Below are 23,914 nucleotides of genomic sequence, written 5' to 3' on the forward strand. Positions count from 1 at the left end.
ATCCCGCGGGCCCCTACTTGTCGCCGTTGGCCCGGTTGATGCGCTTGGCCCGCTCAATTTCAGCGCGGAAATGATTCTTCGCCCAGAAGACACCGGCGATGACGGCGGCCGCCAGTATGAGAAAAATGATCCAGCCCATGGTGTGTTCCCTTCGTAGGGAAATAAGAATATCAGCGTCTGATCGACGCTATCCGTGGTCCGCCGGTTCCGGCTGCGGTGCCGGCTCGGCCACGGCCGGTTTGCTGCGGTTCAGCCGCCAGACCGCGATTCCGATCAACGCCACGGCCACGAGAGCCAGCAAAGCGAACGTGTACTGGCGCAGCGCCCACAGAATGCACAGCGCCACCCCCGCCGCCCCCCACCAGACAAACAACCGCTCGCCGGCGGTCAGCCCCGCCACGAGCAGGACGGCCAGGACCGCCAGCACCCACAGTTGTTGCGAGGGGTCCCCGCCAAAAATAATGCCCAGTCCGGACAACGAGAGCAGGCCGGCACCGGCGGCCCACTCCGCCCGGGCAACCGGGCGGTTCCCGGCGGCGAGGCGCAGCGCACCAAGCACCGCGGCAAGGACCACGTACCACTGCAGGACCCAGAACCAGCCGGGCCAGCCGGGGCTTGCATCGGGTCCGCTGAACAGCACTGCGCGCTGCACGGCCGCGGTTGTGGCCAAGGCGCCCAGCTCCGCGGCTACCCGGCGGCCCCCGACGGGGGCTTCAATGCAGCACACCAGGGCCGCGAGGGCCGCCAGGACGGCACCGGTCCAGGCGGTCGCGTCCCACCTCAGCCCGGCGGCTGCCGTGAGGGCCAGGCCCAAAAACCCGCCGGAGGCCAGGGCCCAGCGTTGGAGAGGATCCGCGGCCAGCGGCCACCGGCGCAACCAGCGCACCGCGTACAGCCCTGCCCCGGCCGGGGCGCACCCTGCCAGCCACGGCAGGTAGCTGCTCCACACGCCCGATACCTGCCCGGTGAATTCCGCGGCTGCCAGCGTGGCGCCGACCAGCACGGCAGCAACGGCCGGCGGGTAGCAGACGGACCACCGTTCAACGTGGGAGGCTGTGAACAGGACCGCGGCGCAGGCCAGGACCGCGGCCGCGACCAACCAGCCGGAGGCACCCTGCGCCAGCGCCAGGCCGGCTCCGGCGAACCCGCCGGCGCCAACAAGCCAAAGCCAGCGCTCAACGTCATCCCGCCGCTTCCGGCGCAGCAGCGCACCAGCCCCGGCCGCAGCCGCGGCCAGCACGAGCAGTACCTCCACCACCCCGTCGTAATCCAACAAGGGCCGGTCCAGGACGCCGCCGGCGGATGCTCCGGCGGCAAACTGCAGGCCGGGCCCCAGCGCCACCGTGCCGAACACGGCCGCGTAGACCATAAGGTAGGCCGCTCCCCGCGCCAGAAACACGCGGCTTGCCACAGCTGCGGAAACCAGCAGGAGAACCACCAGCAGCAGGACCACCCAGCGGCCGCCGTCGTCCGGTGCTGCCACCAGGTACCCCGCGGGAAGCACCGCCTGGCCAGCGAGCGTAATCCATACCGCAGCCTGCTGGAAGGGCACCGCCTGCAGCAGGGACCGCATGAACCAACGGATCCCATGCTGGGCTGCGAGGGCCAGCCCGCCTACCAGGGACACGGCCGTGACGGAAGCGGCCGCGTCGTAGCTGAGCACTAGCGCCAAAGCCAGAGTCAGTACCCGGGCGGCAGCGAAGTAACTCCCCTTGGCCGTGCGCTGGGCGGCGGCCACCACCATCATGGCGCTGAATACTGAAAAGACACCCAAAACAAGCTCGACGTCGAGCGCAGAACCGGTCCGCGCCAGCAACAGCCCCGCCAGCGCCGCGGGGGCGAAGACCGCAGCCGGCGGCCGGGTGCGCAACACGAACCCGGCTGCCGCAGCACTGAGGGCGATAAGGACGACAACGCCGGTCACCTGCCAGGACCCCACGTCGTGCGGCCGGGCGGACCTCAGGACAGCAAGGCCTGCGCCCTGCAGCACCAGCACGACGGCGGTGTCAGCGAGCACGCCGCGCGGGGCCCGGCCCCGGGCAGCTGCAAGCAGCGGGAACGTCAGCTGCAAGCCAAGAACCACCACGGCGACGGCGGCGCTGGCGAGTTCCTCGCCGCCGACCAACACCGGGCCCGTAGCCCGCCGGAGCTGGTGGTATCCCGTCAGGACCAGGAGCGTGCCGACCCCCCGCGCCAGCCACCAGTAGCACCAGCGCTGGCGCAGCGATCCGCGCCGCAGCGCCGTCATGATCAGATAGAGGAGCGTCAGGGCCAGACTGATGTTGCCGGCCGTGACTGAGACACCGGTGAATGCCATGCCGGAAAGCACTGCCGCCATCCCGACGGGCAGCAGCTCTGGAACGCCGGGCCGCCACGGCGAACGAGCCGCTGCACCCGGCAGTGCCAGGCCGATGCCGAGGCCGACGAGGAGCTGAAGCACGATGGCTGCGCCGGTGTACGCCCTCCCCTGCGTCGTATCGGTGAGGGCCACCGCTGCGAGAGTGGGGACAGCCGCGAGCGTAAACGCTGCCAGCGTGATGTTGGGACCCGGCGCGGCCACGCCCGTCCGGACGAGGACGGCCGTGGTCAGCTGCTGCGCCAGGAGCCCGAGCAGGAAGGCGGACACTACCGGCAGCGCCGCGGGGGACGCACTGGTGACCGCCGCGGCGACTGCCGGAAAAGCAAGCGACACGGCAATGCGGGCCGCGAGAACGAAGTGCAGACGCAAGGGTTGGGCCGCCGGCCGCGATCTGACGGTCCAGAACACCGCGGCTGAGATCAGAAACCCGGCCGGGGCCCAGCCGCCCGCCGTGTCCATACCGGCCGCGGAGACGACGAGGGCGGCCGGCGGCCCCCATTCCGCCACTCCGCTCAGCCGGACAGCCAGGACCATGCCGGTCAGCAGAGCCAGCAGCGGCGGCACCCAGAGCGGAACGCCGGCACCGGCGGGGGCGCCGGCTGCGGCTTCGAACCAGGCCGCTGCACCCCACACCAGGGTTAACAGCAATTGCAGCCCGAACGTGCCGAGGGCATCCGTGCGCCGGCGGCCGGCCGGTCCCAGCAGCGCAGGGGCAACCACATCCCGTCCGGAAGCCACCAGCACTGCCTGGAACGCCGCCAGCAGCACAGCGGCCAGGATCATCCACTGCACCCCGCCCGTCGCCGCCCAGGCAGCGGCGGCCGCCGCCACGGTGAGGCTGACCCGTGCCCCGTAGTAGTGGGCGACGCGGAAACGGCTTTGCGGCAGTGCGGCGATCAAGGCGAAATACGCTCCGGACAGCAACATGACGAACGCATATTCACCGCTGCTCAGAAGTGCGGGCAGGAACGTTCCCGCCGCGGCAACCGCCTGGACCACGAAGGGGTGCAGGTCCTTGAGCGGTTTCAGATACACCGATGGAACCCATCCCGGACGGGTCAGCGCCAGCAGCGTCAGCAGCAGCGCGACGGCGATCAGCACCACGAAGTACCAAACGAGCGCACCGCCCAGGACGGCGATTCCGGACCAGGTCGTAGAAACCACGAACGTCAGGGACAGGTACGCGAGGACCTTGCTGTCCATCCGGACTGCGGCGCTGACATATGCCGCTGTGCCGACCACCGAGCTGATCAGCCAGGCCGCTGGTCCGTTGTGCAAGGTGAGGTTGAACATGGCCAGGCCGGCCAGCGGGATCAGCGCGAGGCCGGTGCCCGCGAAGGCGACGGCGGCGGGACGGAGCCGGGGAGCCTGCGCGTGCAGGATGAGGCCGGCGGCATAAAAGAGAGCGGTGATGACCGCGACGCCGGCGAATCGGAGTGCTGCTGGAAGCGCGGCACCGATGAAAAGGGCGCCGGCAGCCACCAGCAGCAGGCTCGCGACGTAGAGGGTGATATTGATGTTCTGCCGATCCCGCTTCTCCTTGCGGGCGGCCCGGTCCGCGGCGTGGTCCTTAGCGGGCAGAAGCGGAGGCACCAACGGACGCCGGGGCGCCGGCAGCGGTGGACGCTGTTCCCGGGAGACCGGGCGCGACTGTGGGAACGGGGGCACTCCGGGCCGGAGGGCTGGAACCGGCCGGTCGACGGGCGGTTGCCGGCGTGGCGGGACGGGAGCCGCCGCGGATACGGGAGCCGGCGCGGATACGGGAGCCGGCGCGGATACGGGAGCCGGCGCTCCGGGAGTTTCTGCCGCACGGCTGTCGGCCCACCCCTGGACGTGGCCGGCGCGGTAGCCGGCGGCGAAGGAGCTGCTGGTAGCTGCTCCGGACCGGGTCTTTTCCCGCTCCTCCCCCCAGCGCCTGCCCAACAGGAGCGCTCCCGCCAGCAACAAAAGCACCAGCAGGAGAGAGACAGCGGTCGACATAGTGGTCCTTCGTAGTTCCGGCTGTCCGTACCCGCCCAGCCTTAGTATCTCCAATGACTAGATAAAATATAGCACCGGGCAGGGGCTCCGTGGTCCCGGCACCAAAAAGAACAGCCCCGCTGCGAGTGCAGCGGGGCTGTTCCTTGCGTTCCGGCGACCGTCAGACGGCCGTTCCGGTCAGCAGCAAACTCTGATCAGCAAGAACTACTTGATGATCTTGGTGACGCGTCCTGAACCAACGGTGCGGCCGCCTTCGCGGATAGCAAAGCCGAGGCCGTCTTCCATGGCGATCGGCTGGATGAGCGCAACGGTCATCTCAGTGTTGTCGCCGGGCATAACCATTTCCGTGCCTTCCGGCAGGGTGATAACGCCGGTTACGTCCGTGGTGCGGAAGTAGAACTGCGGGCGGTAGTTGGAGTAGAACGGGTTGTGACGTCCGCCTTCGTCCTTTGAGAGGATGTAGACGTTAGCCTCGAAGTCGGTGTGCGGGGTAATGGAACCCGGCTTGACGACAACCTGGCCGCGCTCAACATCGTCACGCTTCAGACCGCGAAGCAGCAGGCCACAGTTCTCGCCGGCCCATGCTTCGTCGAGCTGCTTGTGGAACATCTCGATACCGGTCACCGTGGTCTTCTGGACCGGGCGGATGCCGACGATCTCGACCTCGGAGTTGATGGCGAGAGTTCCACGCTCGGCGCGGCCCGTAACAACGGTGCCACGGCCGGTGATCGTGAAGACATCTTCGATCGGCATCAGGAACGGCTTGTCGCGGTCACGAACCGGGTCCGGAACGGACTCGTCGACGGCAGCCATCAGGTCCTCAACGGACTTGACCCACTCCGGGTCGCCTTCGAGTGCCTTCAGGCCAGAAACGCGGACAACCGGTGCTTCGTCGCCATCGAAGCCCTGTGAGCTCAGGAGCTCACGAACTTCCATTTCAACGAGGTCGAGGAGTTCCTCGTCATCGACCATGTCAGCCTTGTTCAGGGCCACCAGCAGGTAGGGAACACCAACCTGGCGGGCGAGCAGAACGTGCTCACGGGTCTGAGCCATCGGACCGTCAGTAGCGGCAACCACGAGGATCGCGCCGTCCATCTGAGCAGCACCGGTGATCATGTTCTTGATGTAGTCAGCGTGACCGGGGGCGTCTACGTGTGCGTAGTGGCGCTTCTCGGTCTGGTACTCAACGTGGGAGATGTTGATGGTGATGCCGCGCTGACGCTCTTCGGGAGCAGAGTCAATGGACGCGAAGTCACGCTTCTCGTTGAGAGTCGGGTACTTGTCGTACAGCACCTTGGAAATCGCGGCCGTCAGCGTCGTCTTACCGTGGTCAACGTGACCAATGGTGCCGATGTTGACGTGCGGCTTAGTCCGCTCGAACTTTGCCTTTGCCACAGGTTCCTCCTAGAACGTTTTCAAATGACTTACTCTTCGACCGCGCTTGTCGCGGCGAAACCTCAGTAAGTCTACTTGGGGGGCTTTGGATTGATGAAATTGCAGATTCAGGAACTAATACTAGTCCCTCGAGTCTGTCGGTGCAGGCAGCCGGCCCGGCGGACCGGAGCCGGCCGTCTGCACCAGGCGGATTTCCGTCACCGGAAAAGCGCCGAGTCTGTTGCTGCGGAAGCCCTGGGGACTACTCGCCGCGGTTCTTCTGGATGATCTCGTCGGCAAATGCCTTCGGGACCTCCGCGTAGCTGTGGAACGTCATGGAGTACACAGCGCGGCCCTGGGTCTTCGAGCGCAGGTCGCCGATGTAGCCGAACATGCCGGACAGCGGAACGTGCGCGCGGATGACCTTGACGCCCTGGGCATCTTCCATGGACTGCATCTGGCCACGGCGGGAGTTGAGGTCACCGATAACTTCACCCATGTATTCCTCAGGGGTGCGGACCTCGACATCCATCAGCGGTTCGAGCAGGACAGGATTCGCCTTGCGTGCAGCTTCCTTGAAAGCCATACGGCCGGCGATCTTGAACGCCATTTCCGAGGAGTCGACATCGTGGTACGCGCCGTCAATCAGCGTCGCCTTAATGCCGACCACCGGGTAACCGGCCAGGACGCCGTCGTTCAGCGCACTCTGGATGCCGGCATCAACCGACGGGATGTATTCACGCGGAATACGGCCACCGGTGACCTTGTTCGAGAACTCGTACATCTCACCATCGGACGTGTCCAGCGGCTCGATCGCGATCTGGATCTTCGCGAACTGGCCTGAACCACCGGTCTGCTTCTTGTGCGTGTAGTCATGACGCTCAACCGCGCGCTTGATGGTTTCGCGGTAGGCAACCTGGGGCTTGCCCACGTTGGCCTCGACCTTGAATTCGCGGCGCATGCGGTCCACCAGGATGTCCAGGTGGAGCTCGCCCATGCCGGCGATGATGGTCTGACCGGTGTCTTCGTTGAGGGAGACCTGGAAGGTCGGGTCCTCAGCGGAGAGCTTCTGAATGGCGGTGGAGAGCTTCTCCTGGTCACCCTTGGTGTTTGGCTCGATCGCAACAGAGATCACAGGCTCCGGGAAGCTCATGGACTCCAGGACGATCTGGTTGCTGGAGTCGCACAGGGTGTCGCCCGTGGTGGTGTCCTTCAACCCGATTGCTGCGTAGATGTGGCCAGCGGTGGCGCCGTCAACCGGCATTTCCTTGTTGGCGTGCATCTGGAACAGCTTGCCGATGCGCTCTTTCTTGCCCTTGGTGGAGTTGACCACCTGGGAGCCTGCTTCAACGTGACCGGAGTACACGCGGATGAAGGTGAGCTGACCGAAGAACGGGTGCGTAGCGATCTTGAACGCCAGAGCCGAGAACGGCTCTTCCGAGGACGGCTTGCGCGTCAGTTCCTTCTCTTCGTCGCGGGGATCGTGACCGATCATCGGCGGGACGTCGAGCGGGTTCGGCAGGTAATCGACAACAGCATCAAGCATCGGCTGGACGCCGCGGTTCTTGAAGGCCGAGCCGCAGAAGACCGGGTACAGTTCGGAGTTGATCGTCATCTTGCGGATGCCGGCCTTGAGCTCGTCTTCGGTGATTTCTTCACCCTCGAGATACTTGTCCATGAGCTCTTCGGAGGACTCTGCGACGGTCTCAACGAGCGTTGCGCGGTACTCTTCGGCCTTTTCCTTGAGGTCAGCCGGGATCTCCTGGATCTCGTACTTCGCACCCATGGTGACGTCACCCTTGGAGTCGCCGGGCCAGACCAGTGCACGCATGTACAGGAGGTCGACGACGCCGACGAAGTCGTTCTCGGCGCCGATAGGCAGCTGCATGACCAGGGGCTTGGCTCCGAGGCGGCTGATGATGGTGTCGACGGTGAAGTAGAAGTCAGCGCCGAGCTTGTCCATCTTGTTGACGAAGCAGATGCGCGGGACGTTGTACTTGTCAGCCTGGCGCCAGACAGTCTCAGACTGCGGCTCCACGCCTTCCTTGCCATCGAACACGGCAACTGCGCCGTCGAGGACGCGCAAGGAGCGCTCAACCTCAACCGTGAAGTCCACGTGGCCGGGGGTGTCAATGATGTTGATCTGGTTGTTTTCCCAGAAGCAGGTCACGGCGGCAGACGTGATGGTGATGCCGCGTTCCTTTTCCTGTTCCATCCAGTCGGTCGTCGAAGCGCCGTCGTGCGTTTCGCCGATTTTGTGGTTCACACCCGTGTAGAACAGGATGCGCTCGGTAGTAGTGGTCTTGCCGGCATCGATGTGGGCCATGATGCCGATATTTCGGACCTTGCTAAGGTCGGTAAGCACGTCCTGTGCCACGGTGTCTCCCTTTCGGATGGACTGCACGTCCGCCGCCGGCTCGGTTGAGCCGGCGGCGTGCGGGAAGTATTACCAGCGGTAGTGTGCGAAGGCCTTGTTGGACTCGGCCATCTTGTGGGTGTCTTCGCGGCGCTTCACAGCGGCACCGAGACCGTTCGAGGCATCCAGGATCTCGTTCTGGAGGCGCTCGGTCATGGTCTTCTCGCGGCGGGCCTTGGAGTAGCCGACCAGCCAGCGGAGTGCGAGGGCGGTGGAGCGGCCCGGCTTGACCTCAACCGGAACCTGGTAGGTTGCGCCACCGACGCGGCGGGAGCGGACCTCGAGGGAAGGCTTGACGTTCTCCATGGCCTTCTTGAGGGCCGCAACGGGGTCGCCGCCGGACTTGGCCCGAGCACCTTCGAGGGCACCGTAAACGATGCGCTCCGCGGTGGACTTCTTGCCGTCAACGAGGACCTTGTTGATGAGCTGGGTGACCAGCGGGGAACCGTAAACGGGATCTAGAACTAGCGGCCGCTTGGGGGCCGGACCCTTGCGAGGCATATTACTTCTTCTCCATCTTTGCGCCGTAGCGGCTACGAGCCTGCTTACGGTTCTTGACACCCTGGGTATCGAGGGCACCACGGACAATCTTGTAACGGACACCCGGGAGGTCCTTAACGCGACCACCGCGGACGAGCACAATGGAGTGCTCCTGCAGGTTGTGGCCTACACCGGGGATGTACGCGGTCACTTCAACGCCGCCGTTGAGGCGAACACGCGCAACCTTACGCAGAGCCGAGTTCGGCTTCTTCGGGGTCGTCGTGTACACGCGGGTGCAAACACCGCGGCGCATCGGGCTGCCGTTAAGCGCGGGGGCCTTGGTCTTTTTGACCTTCGGCGTGCGGCCCTTGCGGACCAGCTGGTTAATCGTAGGCACTCTCGTGTTCTCCGTTTTATCCGGAGCGGCCGTTGGCAGCCGCTCTCTCGTCGCTGCGCCCCGCCGCTCGAGCGTTGAAGATCTCCAGAGCAGCTGGGCGAAGCCTTAATAGTCGGGCCGCACGCCGGGGTCCGTGGATTGCTCCCCGGATTGCCCCTAGGCATGCGAAAATGTGGCATACGCTGCACAAGAACCGTGCAAACCGGAAACGTCGTCCTGGTTCAGCCTTTCAGCTGCACCGGCGCACTCATCCACTGCCACAATAACAATTAGTACCAAGCCTACCACGGGCAAGTCCCAGCCCTTAATCGGCGGGGTCCAGGACCGGAAAAGCCCCGCCCCCACCGAGGTGGGAACGGGGCCTTTCAGTCACTCAGCGGCCGGTAAAGGCAGGGCGGCCGGGTTCCTGCGTGGTGCGGAACGCAACACGTCAGGGAACGCCCTGCCCGCTAGCGGAAGTCGCTGCCCAGGTCGTAGTCATCCAGCGGAATGGCGTGGAACTCAGGAGCTCCGTCGCCGCCCAGGGAATCGTAGGAGAAGTCACTGAACGCGCTGGGGCCGGTGAACAGGTTGGCCTTCGCTTCTTCAGTCGGTTCCACTGTGACCTCGGTGTAGCGCGGGAGACCCGTGCCGGCCGGGATGAGCTTACCGATGATGACGTTTTCCTTGAGGCCGAGCAGCGGATCGCTCTTGCCTTCCATGGCCGCCTGCGTCAGGACGCGGGTGGTTTCCTGGAAGGAAGCTGCGGACAGCCAGGACTCGGTCGCCAGGGAGGCCTTGGTGATGCCCATGAGCTCGGGACGGCCGGAAGCCGGCGTCTTGCCCTCGGACACAACGCGGCGGTTGGCATCTTCGAAGCGGCTGCGCTCGGCGAGCTCGCCGGGCAGCAGGTCCGATTCGCCGGACTCGATGACCGTGACGCGGCGCAGCATCTGGCGGACGATAACCTCGACGTGCTTGTCGTGGATACCGATGCCCTGGCTGCGGTACACGCCCTGGACTTCGTCGACGAGGAACTTCTGCGCGGCACGGGGGCCCATGATGCGCAGCACCTGCTTGGGGTCGACCGGACCGTTGATGAGCTTCTGGCCGACACTGACGTGGTCGCCGTCTTCAATGAGAAGACGTGAACGGCGCAGCACCGGGTAGGCAATCTCTTCAGATCCGTCATCCGGGGTGATGACCAGGCGCATCTGGCGCTCGGACTCTTCGATGGTGATGCGGCCGGCTGCTTCAGCAATCGGCGCAACACCCTTCGGAGTACGGGCTTCGAAGAGCTCCTGGATACGGGGCAGACCCTGGGTGATATCGTCGCCGCCGCTGGAGGAAACAGCACCACCGGTGTGGAACGTACGCATGGTCAGCTGGGTACCCGGCTCACCGATGGACTGTGCGGCGATGATACCGACGGCCTCACCGATGTCCACAGTCTTACCCGTGGCAAGCGAACGGCCGTAGCACAGGGCGCAGGTGCCGACGCTGGACTCACAGGTGAGTACGGAGCGGACCTTGACCTCGGTGATACCGGCAGCGAACAGTTCGGCAATGACGACGTCGCCGCAGTCGGTGCCGCCGGCTGCCAGAACCTTGCCCTTGGAGTCAACGACATCCACGGCCAGGGTCCGGGCGTACGCACTGTTCTCGACGTTCTCGTCCAAAACCAGCTCACCGTTGGCGTCGGCCACGGCGATCGCGGTCATGAGGCCGCGTTCGGTGCCGCAGTCCTCTTCCCGGACGATAACATCCTGCGATACGTCGACCAGACGGCGGGTCAGGTAACCCGAGTTGGCGGTACGAAGCGCGGTGTCAGCCAGTCCCTTACGGGCACCGTGCGTGGCGATGAAGTATTCCAGCACCGACAGGCCCTCGCGGTAGGAGGACTTGATCGGACGCGGGATGATCTCGCCCTTAGGGTTGGCCACCAGGCCACGGATACCCGCGATCTGGCGGACCTGCATCCAGTTACCACGTGCACCGGAGGAGACCATGCGGTTGATGGTGTTCATCGGCGACAGGCTGTCACGCATCGCCTGGGCGATCTCGTTCGTTGCCTTGTTCCAGATCTCGATCAGTTCCTGGCGACGCTCGTCGTCGTCGATCAGGCCCTTGTCGTACTGGCCCTGGATCTTGGCGGCCATGGTTTCGTAACCGGCGAGGATCCGCGGCTTGTCCTTGGGAACCTCAATGTCCGAAATCGCGACGGTGACGCCGGAGCGGGTGGCCCAGTAGAAACCGGCATCCTTGAGGTTATCCAGCGTCGCCGCCGTGATGACCTTCGGGTAGCGCTCGGCGAGATCGTTGACGATCGTGGACAGTTCGCCCTTGTCAGCAACGTTCTCGACCCACGGGTAGTCCGCCGGCAGGGTCTCGTTGAAGAGAACCTGGCCCAGGGAGGTCTGGACGAGTACGGTCTGACCCGGCTCGTAGCCTTCCGGAGCTTCCCAGCCGGCGTAAGGCACGAAGCCTTCGAGCCGGATCTTGACCTGGGAGTTCAGGTGCAGCTCATGCAGGTCGTACGCCATGATGGCTTCCGACACCGAGGAGAAGATCCTGCCTTCGCCAGCTGAACCGACACGCTTGGTGGTCAGGTGGTAAAGGCCGATGATCATATCCTGCGACGGCAGGGTCACCGGGCGGCCGTCGGACGGCTTCAGGATGTTGTTCGAGGACAGCATCAGGATCCGGGCTTCCGCCTGGGCTTCGGGGCTCAGCGGCAGGTGAACTGCCATCTGGTCGCCGTCGAAGTCCGCGTTGAAGGCGCCGCAAACCAGCGGGTGAAGCTGGATTGCCTTGCCTTCGACCAGCTGCGGTTCGAACGCCTGGATACCGAGACGGTGCAGGGTGGGTGCACGGTTCAGCAGCACAGGGTGCTCGGTGATGATCTCTTCCAGGACATCCCAGACCTGCGGGCGGTAGCGCTCAACCATCCGCTTGGCTGACTTGATGTTCTGCGCGTGGTTGAGGTCAACCAGGCGCTTCATCACGAACGGTTTGAAGAGCTCAAGAGCCATCTGCTTCGGCAGACCACACTGGTGCAGCTTCAACTGCGGGCCAACGACGATAACCGAACGGCCGGAGTAGTCGACGCGCTTACCCAGGAGGTTCTGGCGGAAACGGCCTTGCTTGCCCTTGAGCATGTCGGACAGGGACTTCAGCGGACGGTTGCCCGGTCCGGTGACCGGACGGCCGCGGCGGCCGTTGTCAAAGAGGCTGTCAACGGCTTCCTGAAGCATGCGCTTCTCGTTGTTGACGATGATCTCCGGAGCACCCAGATCAAGCAGGCGCTTGAGCCGGTTGTTGCGGTTGATCACACGGCGGTAGAGGTCGTTGAGGTCGGAGGTCGCAAAGCGGCCACCGTCCAGCTGGACCATCGGGCGCAGTTCCGGCGGGATGACCGGGACGGCGTCCAGCACCATGCCCAGCGGGCTGTTGTTGGTGGTCAGGAACGCGTTGACCACCTTGAGCCGCTTCAGGGCACGGGTTTTACGCTGGCCCTTGCCATTGGCAATGATGTCCCGGAGCATGTCCGACTCGGCCTGCATGTCGAAGTTCTCAAGACGCTTCTTGATGGCTTCGGCACCCATGGAGCCTTCGAAGTACATGCCGTAGCGGTCGCGCAGTTCCCGGTACAGGCCTTCGTCACCTTCGAGATCGGCAACCTTGAGGTTCTTGAAGCGGTCCCAGACCTGCTCGAGCCGTTCGATCTCAGCATCCGCACGCTTGCGGACGTTGGCCATCTGGCGGTCAGCGGAGTCGCGGGCCTTCTTCTTGTCCGCAGCCTTGGCGCCTTCGCCTTCGAGACGGGCAAGCTCGTTCTCAAGGTCGCGGGCGATCGTGGCGATGTCCGAGTCGCGGTTGTCGATCAGCTGCTTCTTTTCGATGTCGTGCTCAACCTGGAGGTTGGGCAGTTCTTCGTGGCGGCTGTCGGCGTCGACGCTCGTGATCATGTAGGCAGCGAAGTAGATGACCTTTTCGAGGTCCTTCGGCGCCAGGTCAAGGAGGTAGCCCAGACGGGACGGGACACCCTTGAAGTACCAGATGTGCGTGACCGGGGCGGCCAGTTCGATGTGGCCCATGCGCTCACGGCGGACCTTTGCGCGGGTGACCTCAACGCCACACCGCTCGCAGATGATGCCCTTGAAGCGCACGCGCTTGTACTTGCCGCAGTAGCATTCCCAGTCGCGGGACGGGCCGAAGATCTTCTCGCAGAAGAGGCCGTCCTTCTCAGGCTTGAGCGTGCGGTAGTTGATGGTTTCCGGCTTCTTAACCTCGCCGTAAGACCAGCCACGGATGTCTTCCGCGGTGGCGAGGCCGATCTGCATGAGGCCGAAGGAGGATTCGCTGGACATATGGTCCCTGTTCTCTCTTGTTCTCTAAATTCTGAAGTCTTGGGTTACGGGAAGAGGGAGGAACCCGGGAAAGGCAGCGCGGCGGGCGCATCTGCCTTTCCCGGACGCCTGCTAAACCTCTTCTACGGAACTGGGCTCTGCACGAGACAGATCGATGCCCAGTTCTTCCGCAGCCGTGAAGACTGCGTCATCAGAGTCACGCATTTCAATTGTGGTTCCGTCCGTGGAAAGCACTTCCACGTTCAGGCACAGCGACTGCATTTCCTTGATCAAGACCTTGAAGGACTCAGGAACGCCCGGCTCGGGGATGTTCTCGCCCTTGACGATGGCTTCGTAGACCTTCACGCGGCCGTGGATATCATCGGACTTGATCGTGAGGAGCTCCTGAAGCGTGTAGGCGGCGCCGTAAGCTTCGAGCGCCCACACTTCCATTTCACCGAAGCGCTGGCCACCGAACTGTGCCTTACCACCCAGCGGCTGCTGCGTGATCATGGAGTACGGGCCGGTGGAGCGGGCGTGGATCTTGTCGTCCACCAGGTGGTGGAGCTTCAGGATGTACATGTAGCCGACCGAGATCGGATCCGGGAACGGCTCGCCGGAGCGGCCGTCAAACAGACGGGTCTTGCCTGAGGAGTTGATCAGGCGGACGCCGTCGCGGGTGACGTTGGTGGAATCGAGGAGACCAGTGATTTCCTCTTCGCGCGCACCATCGAAGACCGGCGTTGCAACAGTGGTCGAACCACTCTCGCGCGGCAGGTTCGGCAGCTGCTTGACCCACTCGGGCTCGCCTTCGATCTTCCAACCGGTCTTGGCAACCCAGCCGAGGTGGGTTTCCAGGACCTGGCCGACGTTCATACGGCCCGGAACACCCAGCGGGTTCAGAACGATATCAACGGGGGTGCCGTCGGCAAGGAAGGGCATGTCCTCGATCGGAAGGATCTTGGAGATGACGCCCTTGTTGCCGTGACGGCCGGCCAGCTTGTCGCCGTCGGTGATCTTGCGCTTGGCAGCGACGTAGACGCGGACCAGCTGGTTGACGCCCGGGGGCAGCTCGTCGTCGTTGTCGCGGTCGAAGACGCGGACACCGATGACGGTGCCGGACTCGCCGTGCGGAACCTTCAGGGAGGTGTCGCGCACTTCGCGGGACTTCTCACCGAAGATGGCGCGCAGCAGACGCTCTTCCGGGGTCAGCTCAGTCTCGCCCTTGGGCGTGACCTTGCCGACCAGGATGTCGCCGGCTTCGACTTCGGCACCGATGTGGATGATGCCGCGCTCGTCCAGGCCCGCCAGGACTTCCTCGGACACGTTCGGGATGTCACGGGTGATTTCCTCGGCACCAAGCTTGGTGTCGCGGGCATCGATCTCGTGCTCCTCGATGTGGATGGAGGAAAGAACGTCCTCAGCCACAATCCGCTGGGACAGGATGATGGCATCCTCGAAGTTATGGCCTTCCCATGACATGAACGCCACGAGCAGGTTCTTACCGAGGGCCAGTTCGCCCTGGTCCGTTGCCGGGCCGTCGGCAATGATGCCGCCGACTTCCAGGCGCTGGCCTTCGTTCACCAGAACGCGGTTGTTGTAGCAGTTGCCCTGGTTGGAGCGGGCGAACTTGTTGATGCGGTAGTTGGTTTCCGTACCGTCATCGTTGAGCACGATCACGAGCTCGGCTGAGACCTCGGTCACCACACCGGCCTTCTTCGCGATGGTGACGTCACCGGCGTCGACTGCAGCGGCGCGCTCCATGCCGGTGCCGACGAACGGCGCCTCGGAACGAACCAGCGGCACGGCCTGGCGCTGCATGTTGGCACCCATGAGTGCGCGGTTTGCGTCGTCATGCTCGAGGAACGGGATCAGGGCCGTAGCCACAGACACCATCTGGCGCGGGGAGACGTCCATGAACTCGACGTCGGCGGCGGGAACCAGAACCGGCTCGCCTCCACCGCCGCGGGCACGGACAAGGACGGTCTCTTCGGCGAACTTCTTGTTCTCATCAAGCGGAGCGTTGGCCTGGGCAATCAGGACCTCTGCTTCGTCGTCGGCCGTGAGGTACTGGACCTCGTCGGAGACGACACCCTCGGCGACGAGCCGGTACGGGGTCTCGATGAATCCGAACGGGTTGATGCGTCCGTAGGATGCCAGCGAACCGATCAGGCCAATGTTCGGGCCTTCAGGAGTTTCGATGGGGCACATACGGCCGTAGTGCGACGGGTGGACGTCGCGGACTTCCATGCCTGCACGGTCACGGGACAGACCGCCCGGGCCAAGCGCCGACAGGCGGCGCTTGTGGGTCAAACCCGACAGCGGGTTGTTCTGGTCCATGAACTGGGACAGCTGGGACGTTCCGAAGAACTCCTTGATCGCTGCCACAACAGGGCGGATGTTGATCAGGGTCTGCGGCGTGATGGCCTCGACGTCCTGGGTGGTCATCCGCTCGCGGACAACGCGCTCCATCCGGGACAGGCCGGTGCGGACCTGGTTCTCGATGAGCTCGCCGACGGCGCGGATGCGGCGGTTGCCGAAGTGGTCGATGTCATCGATCTCGACGCGCAGCTCGTGGTCCTGGCCGTCGCGCTTTCCGGTGAGGGTCTTCTCACCGGCGTGCAGGGCAACGAGGAACTTGATCATGGCGACGATGTCTTCAACGTGCAGGACAGACGCTTCCTTGTCACCAAGGGAGCGGTCGATGCCGAGCTTGCGGTTGATCTTGTAACGGCCAACCTTGGCCAGATCGTAGCGCTTGGAGTTGAAGTACAGGTTGTCCAGCAGGGACTGGGCAGCCTCGACCGTGGGCGGCTCGCCCGGTCGCAGCTTCCGGTAGATATCCAGCAAGGCGTCTTCGCGGGTCTCGGTGGCGTCCTTCTCCAGCGTGGCGCGCATGGAGTCGTACTGGCCGAACTCTTCGAGAATCTGGCCTTCGGTCCAGCCGAGGGCCTTCAGCAGCACCGTGACGGACTGCTTGCGCTTCCGGTCGAGGCGGACGCCGACCTGGTCGCGCTTGTCGATTTCGAGTTCGAACCAGGCGCCGCGGGACGGGATGATCTTCGCGGTGAAGATGTCCTTGTCGCTGGTCTTGTCGGCGGTGCGCTCGAAATAGGCGCCCGGGGAGCGGACCAACTGTGAGACGACGACACGCTCGGTGCCGTTGACCACGAACGTGCCCTTCTCGGTCATCAGCGGGAAGTCACCCATGAACACGGTCTGCTGCTTGATTTCGCCCGTGTTGTTGTTCATGAATTCGGCCTTGACGTACAGCGGAGCCGAGTACGTAGCGTCCCGGTCCTTGCACTCAGCCATGGTGTACTTCGGATCAGCGAACTCCGGCTCCGAGAAGCTCAGGGACATGGTGCCCTGGAAATCCTCGATCGGGGAGATCTCTTCGAAGATGTCGGACAGACCCGAGGAGGTGGCGACGCTGAGGTCGCCTTCTTCGACGGCCTTGGCTACGCGGGCCTGCCAGCGTTCGTTTCCGACCAGCCAGTCAAAGCTGTCCGTTTGCAGGGCAAGCAGATTCGGAACGTCAAGAGGTTCGTGAATCTTTGCGAATGAGAGCCGGCGGGTTGCACCGTCGGTGCTGTCGGCGTTGATAGCGGTTGCAGCGTTGTTTACATTAGAGGTGCTCGAGGCGACCAAGAGGGATCCTTCCACAGACCTTCAGGCGTTGTCAGATCTCCCCCGTTATGCACCCTGCGGAGTGACTCCGCAGTGCTACCAATCCGGTTCCGCTATATGACCCGGGACCCGCGCTGGCCATGGGTGGTGCACGTTGTAGACGGCACATTGATGGCGCAGCTGCCAGGCTAAGCCCACCGCTATATGAAGGCTGAAGGTAAACAGGGAAGACGCAAATATCTACGATACGGCAAAGCAACCTACTTGTCTACCCCACTTCGCGCGGGATTGCAAGCACACTCCCCCGCCCCCGATCCCCGCCCCATTCCGGCCGCGGCCCGGCTGCGGCTCTCTGCCGGCAACAGGACAATGGCCCGGCCACTGGCATCGCGATAGCCTTGCTGTACATCGTTCACGATTGGAAGAGAAAACCATGAGCAACTCTGCAGACAACAATGATGTTGTCATCCTCGCCGCCGCACGCACTCCCCAGGGACGCCTCAACGGTCAGCTTGCGAGCTTCACCGCCGTGGAACTCGGCTCCCACGCGATTCGAGCGGCCCTGGCTGCAGGTGGAGTGAAGGCCGAGCAGGTGGACTCGGTGATCATGGGCCAGGTGCTGCAGGCCGGCGCCGGCCAGAATCCCGCCCGCCAGAGCGCCATCGGCGCCGGGATCGGCTGGAACGTCCCGACGCTGACCATCAACAAGGTCTGCCTGTCCGGCTTGACCGCCGTGATCGATGCGGCCCGCATGATCCGCAGCGGTGATGCCACCGTCGTGGTCGCCGGCGGCCAGGAATCCATGACCCGAGCTCCGCACCTCCTCCCTGGATCACGGCAGGGCTGGACCTACGGGTCCATCCAGGCCCTCGACGCCGCCGCCCACGACGGACTGACCGACGCCTTCGACGGGCAGTCCATGGGCCTGTCCACCGAGGCAAAGAACCTGACGCTGGGCATTGACCGGACCTCCCAGGACGAGGTGGCAGCAGCGTCCCACCAGCGCGCCGCCCGGGCCGCCAAGGACGGCGTTTTCGACGGCGAAATTGCTCCGATCAGCGTGAAGCAGCGCAAAGGCGAGCCCATTGTGCTGTCCGCGGATGAGGGCATCAGGCCGGACACGACCGTGAACTCGTTGGCGGGCCTGCGGGCGGCGTTCGTCACGGACGGCACCATCACCGCCGGCAATTCCTCTCCCCTGTCCGACGGCGCCTCCGCCCTGGTGCTGTCCTCCCGGAAATTCGCCGAGGACAACGGCCTTGAGTACCTGGCCGTCGTCGGCAAGCCCGGGCAGGTGGCCGGCCCGGACAACTCCCTGCACTCCCAGCCCTCCAACGCCATCAAGAGCGCCCTGGACAAAGCCGGCTGGTCCGCCACGGATCTGGACTTCATCGAAATCAACGAGGCCTTTGGGTCCGTCGCCGTGCAGTCACTCAAGGACCTCGCCTACCCGCTTGAGCAGTGCAACATCCACGGCGGCGCCATCGCCATGGGCCACCCGATCGGCGCCTCCGGTGCCCGGCTGGCCCTGCATGCAGCGCACGAACTGAAACGGCGCGGCGCTGGCAAGGCTGCTGTGTCCCTTTGCGGCGGCGGCGGCCAAGGCGAAGCGCTCCTGCTGTTCCGCGACTGATCCCCATGACGGGCCCCGCCGTGCCTGACGGTGCCGTTCCGGACGGTGCCGTGGCTGACCACGCAGGGGCGGCCAGCGGTCCCGGCGGCTCCGGCCGGGAACGGCCGGGAACGGTTTCTGGCGGACGCCGCTGCCCGCGGCGTGGACGTTCAGCTCGTGGAGCGTCCCGCCGCCAGCAGCCTCGTGGAAGCGGCCCGGATACTCGGAATCCGAGAGGAAGATATCGTGAAGTCCCTTGTGGTCAAGCGCAAGGACGGCAGGTTCCTCTTCGCCCTCATCCCGGGCGGCCGGCAGATTTCCTGGCCCAAGCTCCGTGCCCTGGTCGGCGTGAACAAGCTGTCACTTCCGGCGGCGGAGGTCGCCCTGGAAGCGACCGGCTACGAGCGCGGCTCCATCACACCGCTTGGAAGTACCGGTGCCTGGCCGGTTTACGCGGACCGGAGCATCGCCGGGCGCAGGATCTCCCTGGGCGCGGGCGACCACGGTTACAGCGCCTTCGTGGACGCAGACGCCCTGACCGCCGCCCTCGACGCCGTCGTCGCGGACATCTCCGAACCGGGCTAGACGGGACTTAGCCCGGCCGGGTTAAATCCCGCTACGGGGTGATGGTGAGGGCCGCTCCGTTGACCGTGAGCCGCCAGTTGGCCTGGCTAAAGACGGCCACATCCAGTGTGCCGCGGTCCACAACGAAGTCGATGATCCGCTGCCGGATTTCCTGCTGGCTGTTGGAGAGCACCGGAGCCGTCTTCACGGCCGGGAAGTTGCCGCCGCCGCTCTGCCGGTAGTTGTTGATGGCCAGGGCGAATTCCTGGTCCATCCGGAGGGCCCCGGTGCCGTAGGTCAGCCCGGTGATGCGCTGCCCCACTGGCTTAGCGAGGTCGATCTCGTAGTTCAACGGTGCGTCGAGGCCGTAGACGACGTCGTAGTTGTAATCCGGTGTCCCTCCCGGTGCTGCGGCGGTGACCGCGTTGGTGACATCAGCAGCGCGGGCCGTTGTGGTGGTGACCGGTTGGAAGAACTGCGCGGACCATTCCAGGTAATCCTTGACCTGGGCGCCAGTGACCTTGATGGAGAGCAACGTGTTGTCGAAAATATACAGTCCGGCGACGTCCCGTATGGTCAGCGGCCCGGCCTTGACGTCCACGGAGCGGGAAAAGGCCGCAGCAATGGAGAGCACCGGGAGGTCGGCGGCCGGCCCGTTGGCAAGCTCGGCCTTGATGGTGATCGCCTGGACATAGTTAATCGCGTCGATGGCCGCGGAGTCCTCCCAACAGGCCGTAGCCGTAGTGAGCGGAGCAGTGGACGTTCCGATGACCTCGTTGACGTACTTCACGGTGGCCTCGTGGCCGGACCGGACGGCACGCACGACGGCGGGGTCAGCATCGACCGTTTTGGCGTCCAGCAGGTGCGAGTGTGCCGCGGTCACCGTCCACTGCCCCTTGTCCTTGGCTAGCTCCAAATCCATGACAGAGACCCGCATGCCCCACTTGAGCGGTTCGGTCAGGAGGACCTGCTTGCCGGAGGATTTGTTGGTGACGAAGCGTTCCGGGATCTCCAGATGGGCGTGGCCGACCAGGATGGCATCGATGCCGGGAACCTCTTCAGCGAGCTGCGTGGAGGCGTTCTCCGGGAACGGCAGGGCATCCCCGTACGAGGAGCCCGGAGTTGCGCCCGAGTGGCTCGTGACAATGACGACGTCGGCGCCCGCCGCCTTAAGCTGCGGGATAACGGTCCTGGCCTCCTCCACGATGCCGTTGAAGTCCAGCTTTCCCTGGACATTGTCACGGTCCCAGAGCGCGCACCCGGGGGTAACGAAGCCGACCAAGCCCACGGTCAGCCAGCCGTTGTCCGTCTTCACGCGTTTGAGGACGTAGGGCGTGAAAGCACGCTGGCCGGTGCCGGCGTCGTGGACATTGGCGGCCAGCAGCGGGAAGTCGAGCTGCCGTTCCCAGGTCCGCAGCAGCGGGATGCCATAGTTGAATTCGTGGTTGCCGAGGCCGGCGGCGTCGTAGCCCACGGCGTTCATGGCCAGGGCCATGGGGTGCGTCACCGTCGCGGAAATGGGGCGGATTTTGGCGAAGTAGTAGGCCAGGGGCGTTCCCTGGATGGTGTCGCCGGCGTCGATGGTGAGTGTTTTCGCGGCTCCACGTTCGGTCCGCATCGCTTTGATCAGGGTGGATGCCTGCGCAATGCCGATCTTGTTTCCCGCGGTATCGGCGTACGGCAGGTTCTTGAAGTAATCCCAGTTGAAGACATTATTGTGCAGGTCGGTGGTGCCCAGCACGGTCAGCGTGAACCGCTTCCGGGCTGATGCAGGGCCGGCTTGGGCGGCCGGGGCTCCGGCCAGCGTCGCGGCGGCAGTGCCGCCACCCACGAGGGCCGCGGCAAGCATGGCGCGGCGGGAGAGCGAGGGGTTGGCGTCGGTCATTTGTGTGAGCTCCTCAACGGTGGCGGCCTGTCGGCACGAAGCCTCAGTCTAGGCGCGCGCCTGCGCGGGAGAACAGAGAGCCAACGGTCTTTTCTAGAATTTCATGTGCCGTTGGTTCGCCCGAAACGCAGGAAACCCCGCCCACCGGAGTGGACGGGGTTTCCCGGAGCGGAACGGGAACTGAAGGTTCCCGGACAGTTCCGGAAGCGGTGAGTTACTTGAGGGTAACGCGTGCGCCGGCTTCTTCGAGCTGTGCAACAGCCTTCTCGGCAGCTTCCTTGGTGACACCTTCGAGGACGGCCTTCGGAGCGCTGTCAACAACGTCCTTAGCTTCCTTCAGACCCAGGGAAGTGATGGCACGAACTTCCTTGATGACTGCAATCTTCTTGTCGCCCGGGTGCTCCAGGATGACGTCGAATGCGGTCTGCTCTTCTTCTTCTGCAGCGGCACCGGCAGCGGGGCCAGCAACAGCAACAGCAGCAGCAGTAACTTCGAAGGTCTCTTCGAAGAGCTTTACGAACTCAGAGAGTTCGATGATGGTCAGTTCCTTGAAAGCTTCAATGAGCTCTTCGTTGGTGAGCTTCGCCATGGTGTGGCGTCCTTCCTATAGTGGTGCTCGGCGGCCGGAGCCGTGCCCTCGCACCGGAGTCTGGTTTAGAGAGTTAGTTCTCTTCGGGGGCTGCGGCGTCAGCCGGAGCTTCAACTGCTGCATCGGCGGCCGGGGCTTCTTCAGCGGCGGGCGCTTCGGCTTCAGCCGGTGCGCCGTTCTCTTCTTCAAGCTTGAGGCGCAGTGCGTCGATGATGCGAACAGCGGCGGCAGCAGGAGCCTTGAGGATGCCTGCAACCTTGGCGAGCTGCAGCTCGCGGGACTCGAGTGCTGCCAGGGCAGCAACTTCGCTGGCGTTCAGAGCCTTGCCCTCGAAGTAACCGGTCTTGATAACCAGCTGCTTGTTGGTCTTGGCAAAATCCGTCAGGCTCTTGGCAGCGGCAACTGCGTCACCCTTGATGAACGCGATTGCAGTGGGGCCGGCGAGCTGGCCGTCGAATGCTTCGACACCAGCTTCCTTGGCTGCAATGGCGGTCAGGGTGTTCTTGACGACCGAGAACTTGGTGTCCTGGCCGAGCGAGACACGCAGCTGCTTGAGCTGTGCAACGGTGAGCCCACGGTATTCGGTCAGGACAGCGGCGTTCGATTCCTTGAAATCGTTAGTGATCTCAGCTACTGCTGAAACCTTGCTAGGCGTTGCCATAACCCTCCTTCCGGGGATAGTGCCGGTGAGTCCCGGTCCCCGCTCAAAAGAGCTAAAAACTAAAAACGCCCCGCGCAGATGCACGGGGCTTGTCTCGACGCAGTCCATGACTGCGGAGCTTTGCTTCGTTCACCTGCGCCGGCCGCCCTCTGTTCAGGGTCCTTCGTCTGGAGATCCACTGGCCCTCCCGGCGCGACTGCAGAAGTGAGCCTTGCCTGGGAGAGTGAATTTCCAACAACCGACGGTCTTTGGTTCACCCAGCCTACGCGAATCGGGGCGGGTGTTCCAAATCGGACCCCGGGTGCCCCGTTCAGCTGGTGCTGGGCCCGAAGTCCGGGAGTTCCTTTTGCCAGAGGCCCGTGACTCCGGCTGTGGTGAACCCCAGCTGCTGGTTGACCTTGAGCAGGTACCGGTTTTCCGGCGCATTCCAGGTGTAGAGGACCCGGGCGCCCGGGAACTGCTCGGCTAGCCGTTCCATGTTTGCGACCTTGATCAGCAGGCCCAGCTTGTTCCCCCGGTGCTGGCGCAGGACCACGGTGTCATCCTGGAAGACGACATCGGGCCTGAGGGCGAGGACGCTGATCGTCGTCAGTCCAACGAGCTCGCCGGTGGCGATCTCCTCGACGGCGGTGACCACCGTCCGGCGGCCCTGCGCGATGGCGACCTCTTCCGCCTCGCGGAGTATGCCGCCGTCGAACACCATATCCGTGTCATCGGCCCCCGGCACGCCGTCTTCGCCCGCACTGTTTTCGAGCTTCACGACGGCCTCAAGCCATTGATCCGGGCACTGATCTGTCCAGTGGTGCAGGCGGTAGCGGCCTGCGTTGGCTTCCTGGGCCTCGGTGTGCAGCTCCTCCACGAGCACGCTGTCCAGGGGCAGAGTGCAGGCACTGAATTGTTCGATGTGCTGAAGGGTATAGCCGCTGTGGCGGGCGAATTCGACCTCCCGGCTGTTCATTGGCACGAAGCCCAGGCCGGCGCCGGGAACCAGCTGCCCGGCGCCGCTCTCACCCAGGGAGGCGCGCGAATGGTTCGTGTCAATCAGGATGGTGTGCCTGCCTTCGCCCCGGGCGAAGTGCTCGGCAGCCTCCAGCAGTCGCCTGCCCACGCCCCGCCCTTGGAATTCCGGCAGAATATCCAGGGCGAACTCCGCGAGGTCCAGGTTGTCCGCCAGAGGCAAGGCAATGTCGACGGTTCCGACGATGTCCCCGTCCACCCTGGCCACCAGAATGACCTGGCGCTCGTAAGGGTCAGCCATCTCGAGCAACTTCTCCTGCGGCGCGTACGCGAGGTCGTCACTCCCCCACGTCTGCATCCGCACCCTGCGTCCGACTTCGACCGCGGTTATGAAGTCGGCAGCGTCCGCGCCGTCCAGCGAATCGGGAATCCACAGCTGTTCTATCCGTACGTCATTTGCCATCACGGGCATCATCCCCAGCTGTTCTGCCATCCATGGGCGCCGGAAACCCGGCGAAAACCGGGCTACCACCGCCAGCATATGCCGGTTTGGGCTGCCGTTCCATCAGCATGTTCGACAAAATTTGTTCCGCCAAAAATGGGCGGCGCAACCTTTTTTGCGCTCCAGGCGGCGCTGACGGTCCACTGCCAGTCCCTGTCCCGGCCGGCGGCCCGGACGTCC

14 protein-coding genes are annotated in these 23,914 nt (G+C 64.3%); 2 read left to right on the forward strand and 12 right to left on the reverse strand.

Annotated features, from left to right (window positions below; translation table 11 throughout):
* Positions 1–13 precede the first annotated feature (13 nt).
* The 8 genes from VUN84_13940 to rpoB all read right to left on the reverse strand — a co-directional run bounded on the left by VUN84_13940 (position 14) and on the right by rpoB (position 16,985).
* Positions 14–139 carry a hypothetical protein gene (locus VUN84_13940; GenBank protein XAS63389.1) on the reverse strand — a complete coding sequence of 42 codons (126 nt, stop codon included), beginning with the start codon at positions 137–139 and terminating at the stop codon, positions 14–16.
* 48 nt (positions 140–187) lie between these two features.
* The gene (locus VUN84_13945; GenBank protein XAS63390.1) at positions 188–4,339 is read right to left on the reverse strand and encodes a hypothetical protein; all 4,152 of its coding nucleotides are present in this window, start codon (positions 4,337–4,339) and stop codon (positions 188–190) included.
* A gap of 204 nt (positions 4,340–4,543) precedes the next feature.
* The gene (tuf, locus tag VUN84_13950) at positions 4,544–5,734 is read right to left on the reverse strand and encodes an elongation factor Tu (GenBank protein ID XAS63391.1); all 1,191 of its coding nucleotides are present in this window, start codon (positions 5,732–5,734) and stop codon (positions 4,544–4,546) included.
* A 241-nt stretch (positions 5,735–5,975) separates the two neighbouring features.
* Entirely contained in the window at positions 5,976–8,090 is a 2,115-nt protein-coding gene (gene fusA, locus VUN84_13955; protein XAS63392.1) for an elongation factor G, read from the reverse strand.
* A gap of 69 nt (positions 8,091–8,159) precedes the next feature.
* Positions 8,160–8,630: a 30S ribosomal protein S7 gene (gene rpsG / locus VUN84_13960; GenBank protein ID XAS63393.1), complete on the reverse strand. Its 471-nt coding sequence runs from the start codon at positions 8,628–8,630 to the stop codon at positions 8,160–8,162.
* Between the two features lies 1 nt (position 8,631).
* A complete protein-coding gene (gene rpsL / locus VUN84_13965) occupies positions 8,632–9,006 on the reverse strand; it encodes a 30S ribosomal protein S12 (protein ID XAS63394.1) in 375 nt (124 codons plus the stop codon).
* A 449-nt stretch (positions 9,007–9,455) separates the two neighbouring features.
* Positions 9,456–13,355 carry a DNA-directed RNA polymerase subunit beta' gene (locus tag VUN84_13970; GenBank protein ID XAS63395.1) on the reverse strand — a complete coding sequence of 1,300 codons (3,900 nt, stop codon included), beginning with the start codon at positions 13,353–13,355 and terminating at the stop codon, positions 9,456–9,458.
* 111 nt (positions 13,356–13,466) lie between these two features.
* Entirely contained in the window at positions 13,467–16,985 is a 3,519-nt protein-coding gene (rpoB, locus tag VUN84_13975; GenBank protein XAS63396.1) for a DNA-directed RNA polymerase subunit beta, read from the reverse strand.
* A 412-nt stretch (positions 16,986–17,397) separates the two neighbouring features.
* Between rpoB and VUN84_13980 the strand changes: the two genes are divergently transcribed.
* Together VUN84_13980 and VUN84_13985 are read left to right on the forward strand one after the other, a co-directional pair.
* Complete coding sequence (locus tag VUN84_13980) at positions 17,398–18,597, forward strand: acetyl-CoA C-acetyltransferase (protein XAS63397.1); 1,200 nt, start codon at positions 17,398–17,400, stop codon at positions 18,595–18,597.
* A 54-nt stretch (positions 18,598–18,651) separates the two neighbouring features.
* On the forward strand, positions 18,652–19,161 hold the full coding sequence (locus VUN84_13985) for a YbaK/EbsC family protein (GenBank protein ID XAS65867.1): 510 nt from the start codon (positions 18,652–18,654) through the stop codon (positions 19,159–19,161).
* Positions 19,162–19,192: 31 nt separating this feature from the next.
* Here VUN84_13985 and VUN84_13990 read toward each other — a convergent pair whose 3' ends face one another.
* The 4 genes from VUN84_13990 to VUN84_14005 all read right to left on the reverse strand — a co-directional run bounded on the left by VUN84_13990 (position 19,193) and on the right by VUN84_14005 (position 23,695).
* Positions 19,193–21,025, reverse strand: coding sequence for a 5'-nucleotidase C-terminal domain-containing protein (locus tag VUN84_13990; GenBank protein XAS63398.1), 1,833 nt, complete (start codon positions 21,023–21,025; stop codon positions 19,193–19,195).
* 214 nt (positions 21,026–21,239) lie between these two features.
* Positions 21,240–21,614, reverse strand: coding sequence for a 50S ribosomal protein L7/L12 (rplL, locus tag VUN84_13995; GenBank protein ID XAS63399.1), 375 nt, complete (start codon positions 21,612–21,614; stop codon positions 21,240–21,242).
* Positions 21,615–21,687: 73 nt separating this feature from the next.
* Complete coding sequence (gene rplJ / locus VUN84_14000; GenBank protein ID XAS63400.1) at positions 21,688–22,275, reverse strand: 50S ribosomal protein L10; 588 nt, start codon at positions 22,273–22,275, stop codon at positions 21,688–21,690.
* A gap of 310 nt (positions 22,276–22,585) precedes the next feature.
* The gene (locus VUN84_14005; GenBank protein ID XAS63401.1) at positions 22,586–23,695 is read right to left on the reverse strand and encodes a GNAT family N-acetyltransferase; all 1,110 of its coding nucleotides are present in this window, start codon (positions 23,693–23,695) and stop codon (positions 22,586–22,588) included.
* Positions 23,696–23,914 lie beyond the last annotated feature (219 nt).

Source organism: Micrococcaceae bacterium Sec5.8 (assembly GCA_039636775.1).
In the GTDB taxonomy this organism is placed as follows: Bacteria; Actinomycetota; Actinomycetes; order Actinomycetales; family Micrococcaceae; genus Arthrobacter.

Excerpts from the sequence above, each read along its gene's own strand:
- VUN84_13940 (XAS63389.1), bottom strand. The coding sequence starts at position 139 with ATGGGCTGGATCATTTTTCTCATACTGGCGGCCGCCGTCATCGCCGGT.
- VUN84_13945 (XAS63390.1), bottom strand. The coding sequence starts at position 4,339 with ATGTCGACCGCTGTCTCTCTCCTGCTGGTGCTTTTGTTGCTGGCGGGA.
- rpsG (XAS63393.1), bottom strand. The coding sequence starts at position 8,630 with ATGCCTCGCAAGGGTCCGGCCCCCAAGCGGCCGCTAGTTCTAGATCCC.
- VUN84_13970 (XAS63395.1), bottom strand. The coding sequence starts at position 13,355 with ATGTCCAGCGAATCCTCCTTCGGCCTCATGCAGATCGGCCTCGCCACC.
- VUN84_13980 (XAS63397.1), top strand. The coding sequence starts at position 17,398 with ATGAGCAACTCTGCAGACAACAATGATGTTGTCATCCTCGCCGCCGCA.
- VUN84_13990 (XAS63398.1), bottom strand. The coding sequence starts at position 21,025 with ATGACCGACGCCAACCCCTCGCTCTCCCGCCGCGCCATGCTTGCCGCG.
- rplL (XAS63399.1), bottom strand. The coding sequence starts at position 21,614 with ATGGCGAAGCTCACCAACGAAGAGCTCATTGAAGCTTTCAAGGAACTG.
- rplJ (XAS63400.1), bottom strand. The coding sequence starts at position 22,275 with ATGGCAACGCCTAGCAAGGTTTCAGCAGTAGCTGAGATCACTAACGAT.
- VUN84_14005 (XAS63401.1), bottom strand. The coding sequence starts at position 23,695 with ATGGCAAATGACGTACGGATAGAACAGCTGTGGATTCCCGATTCGCTG.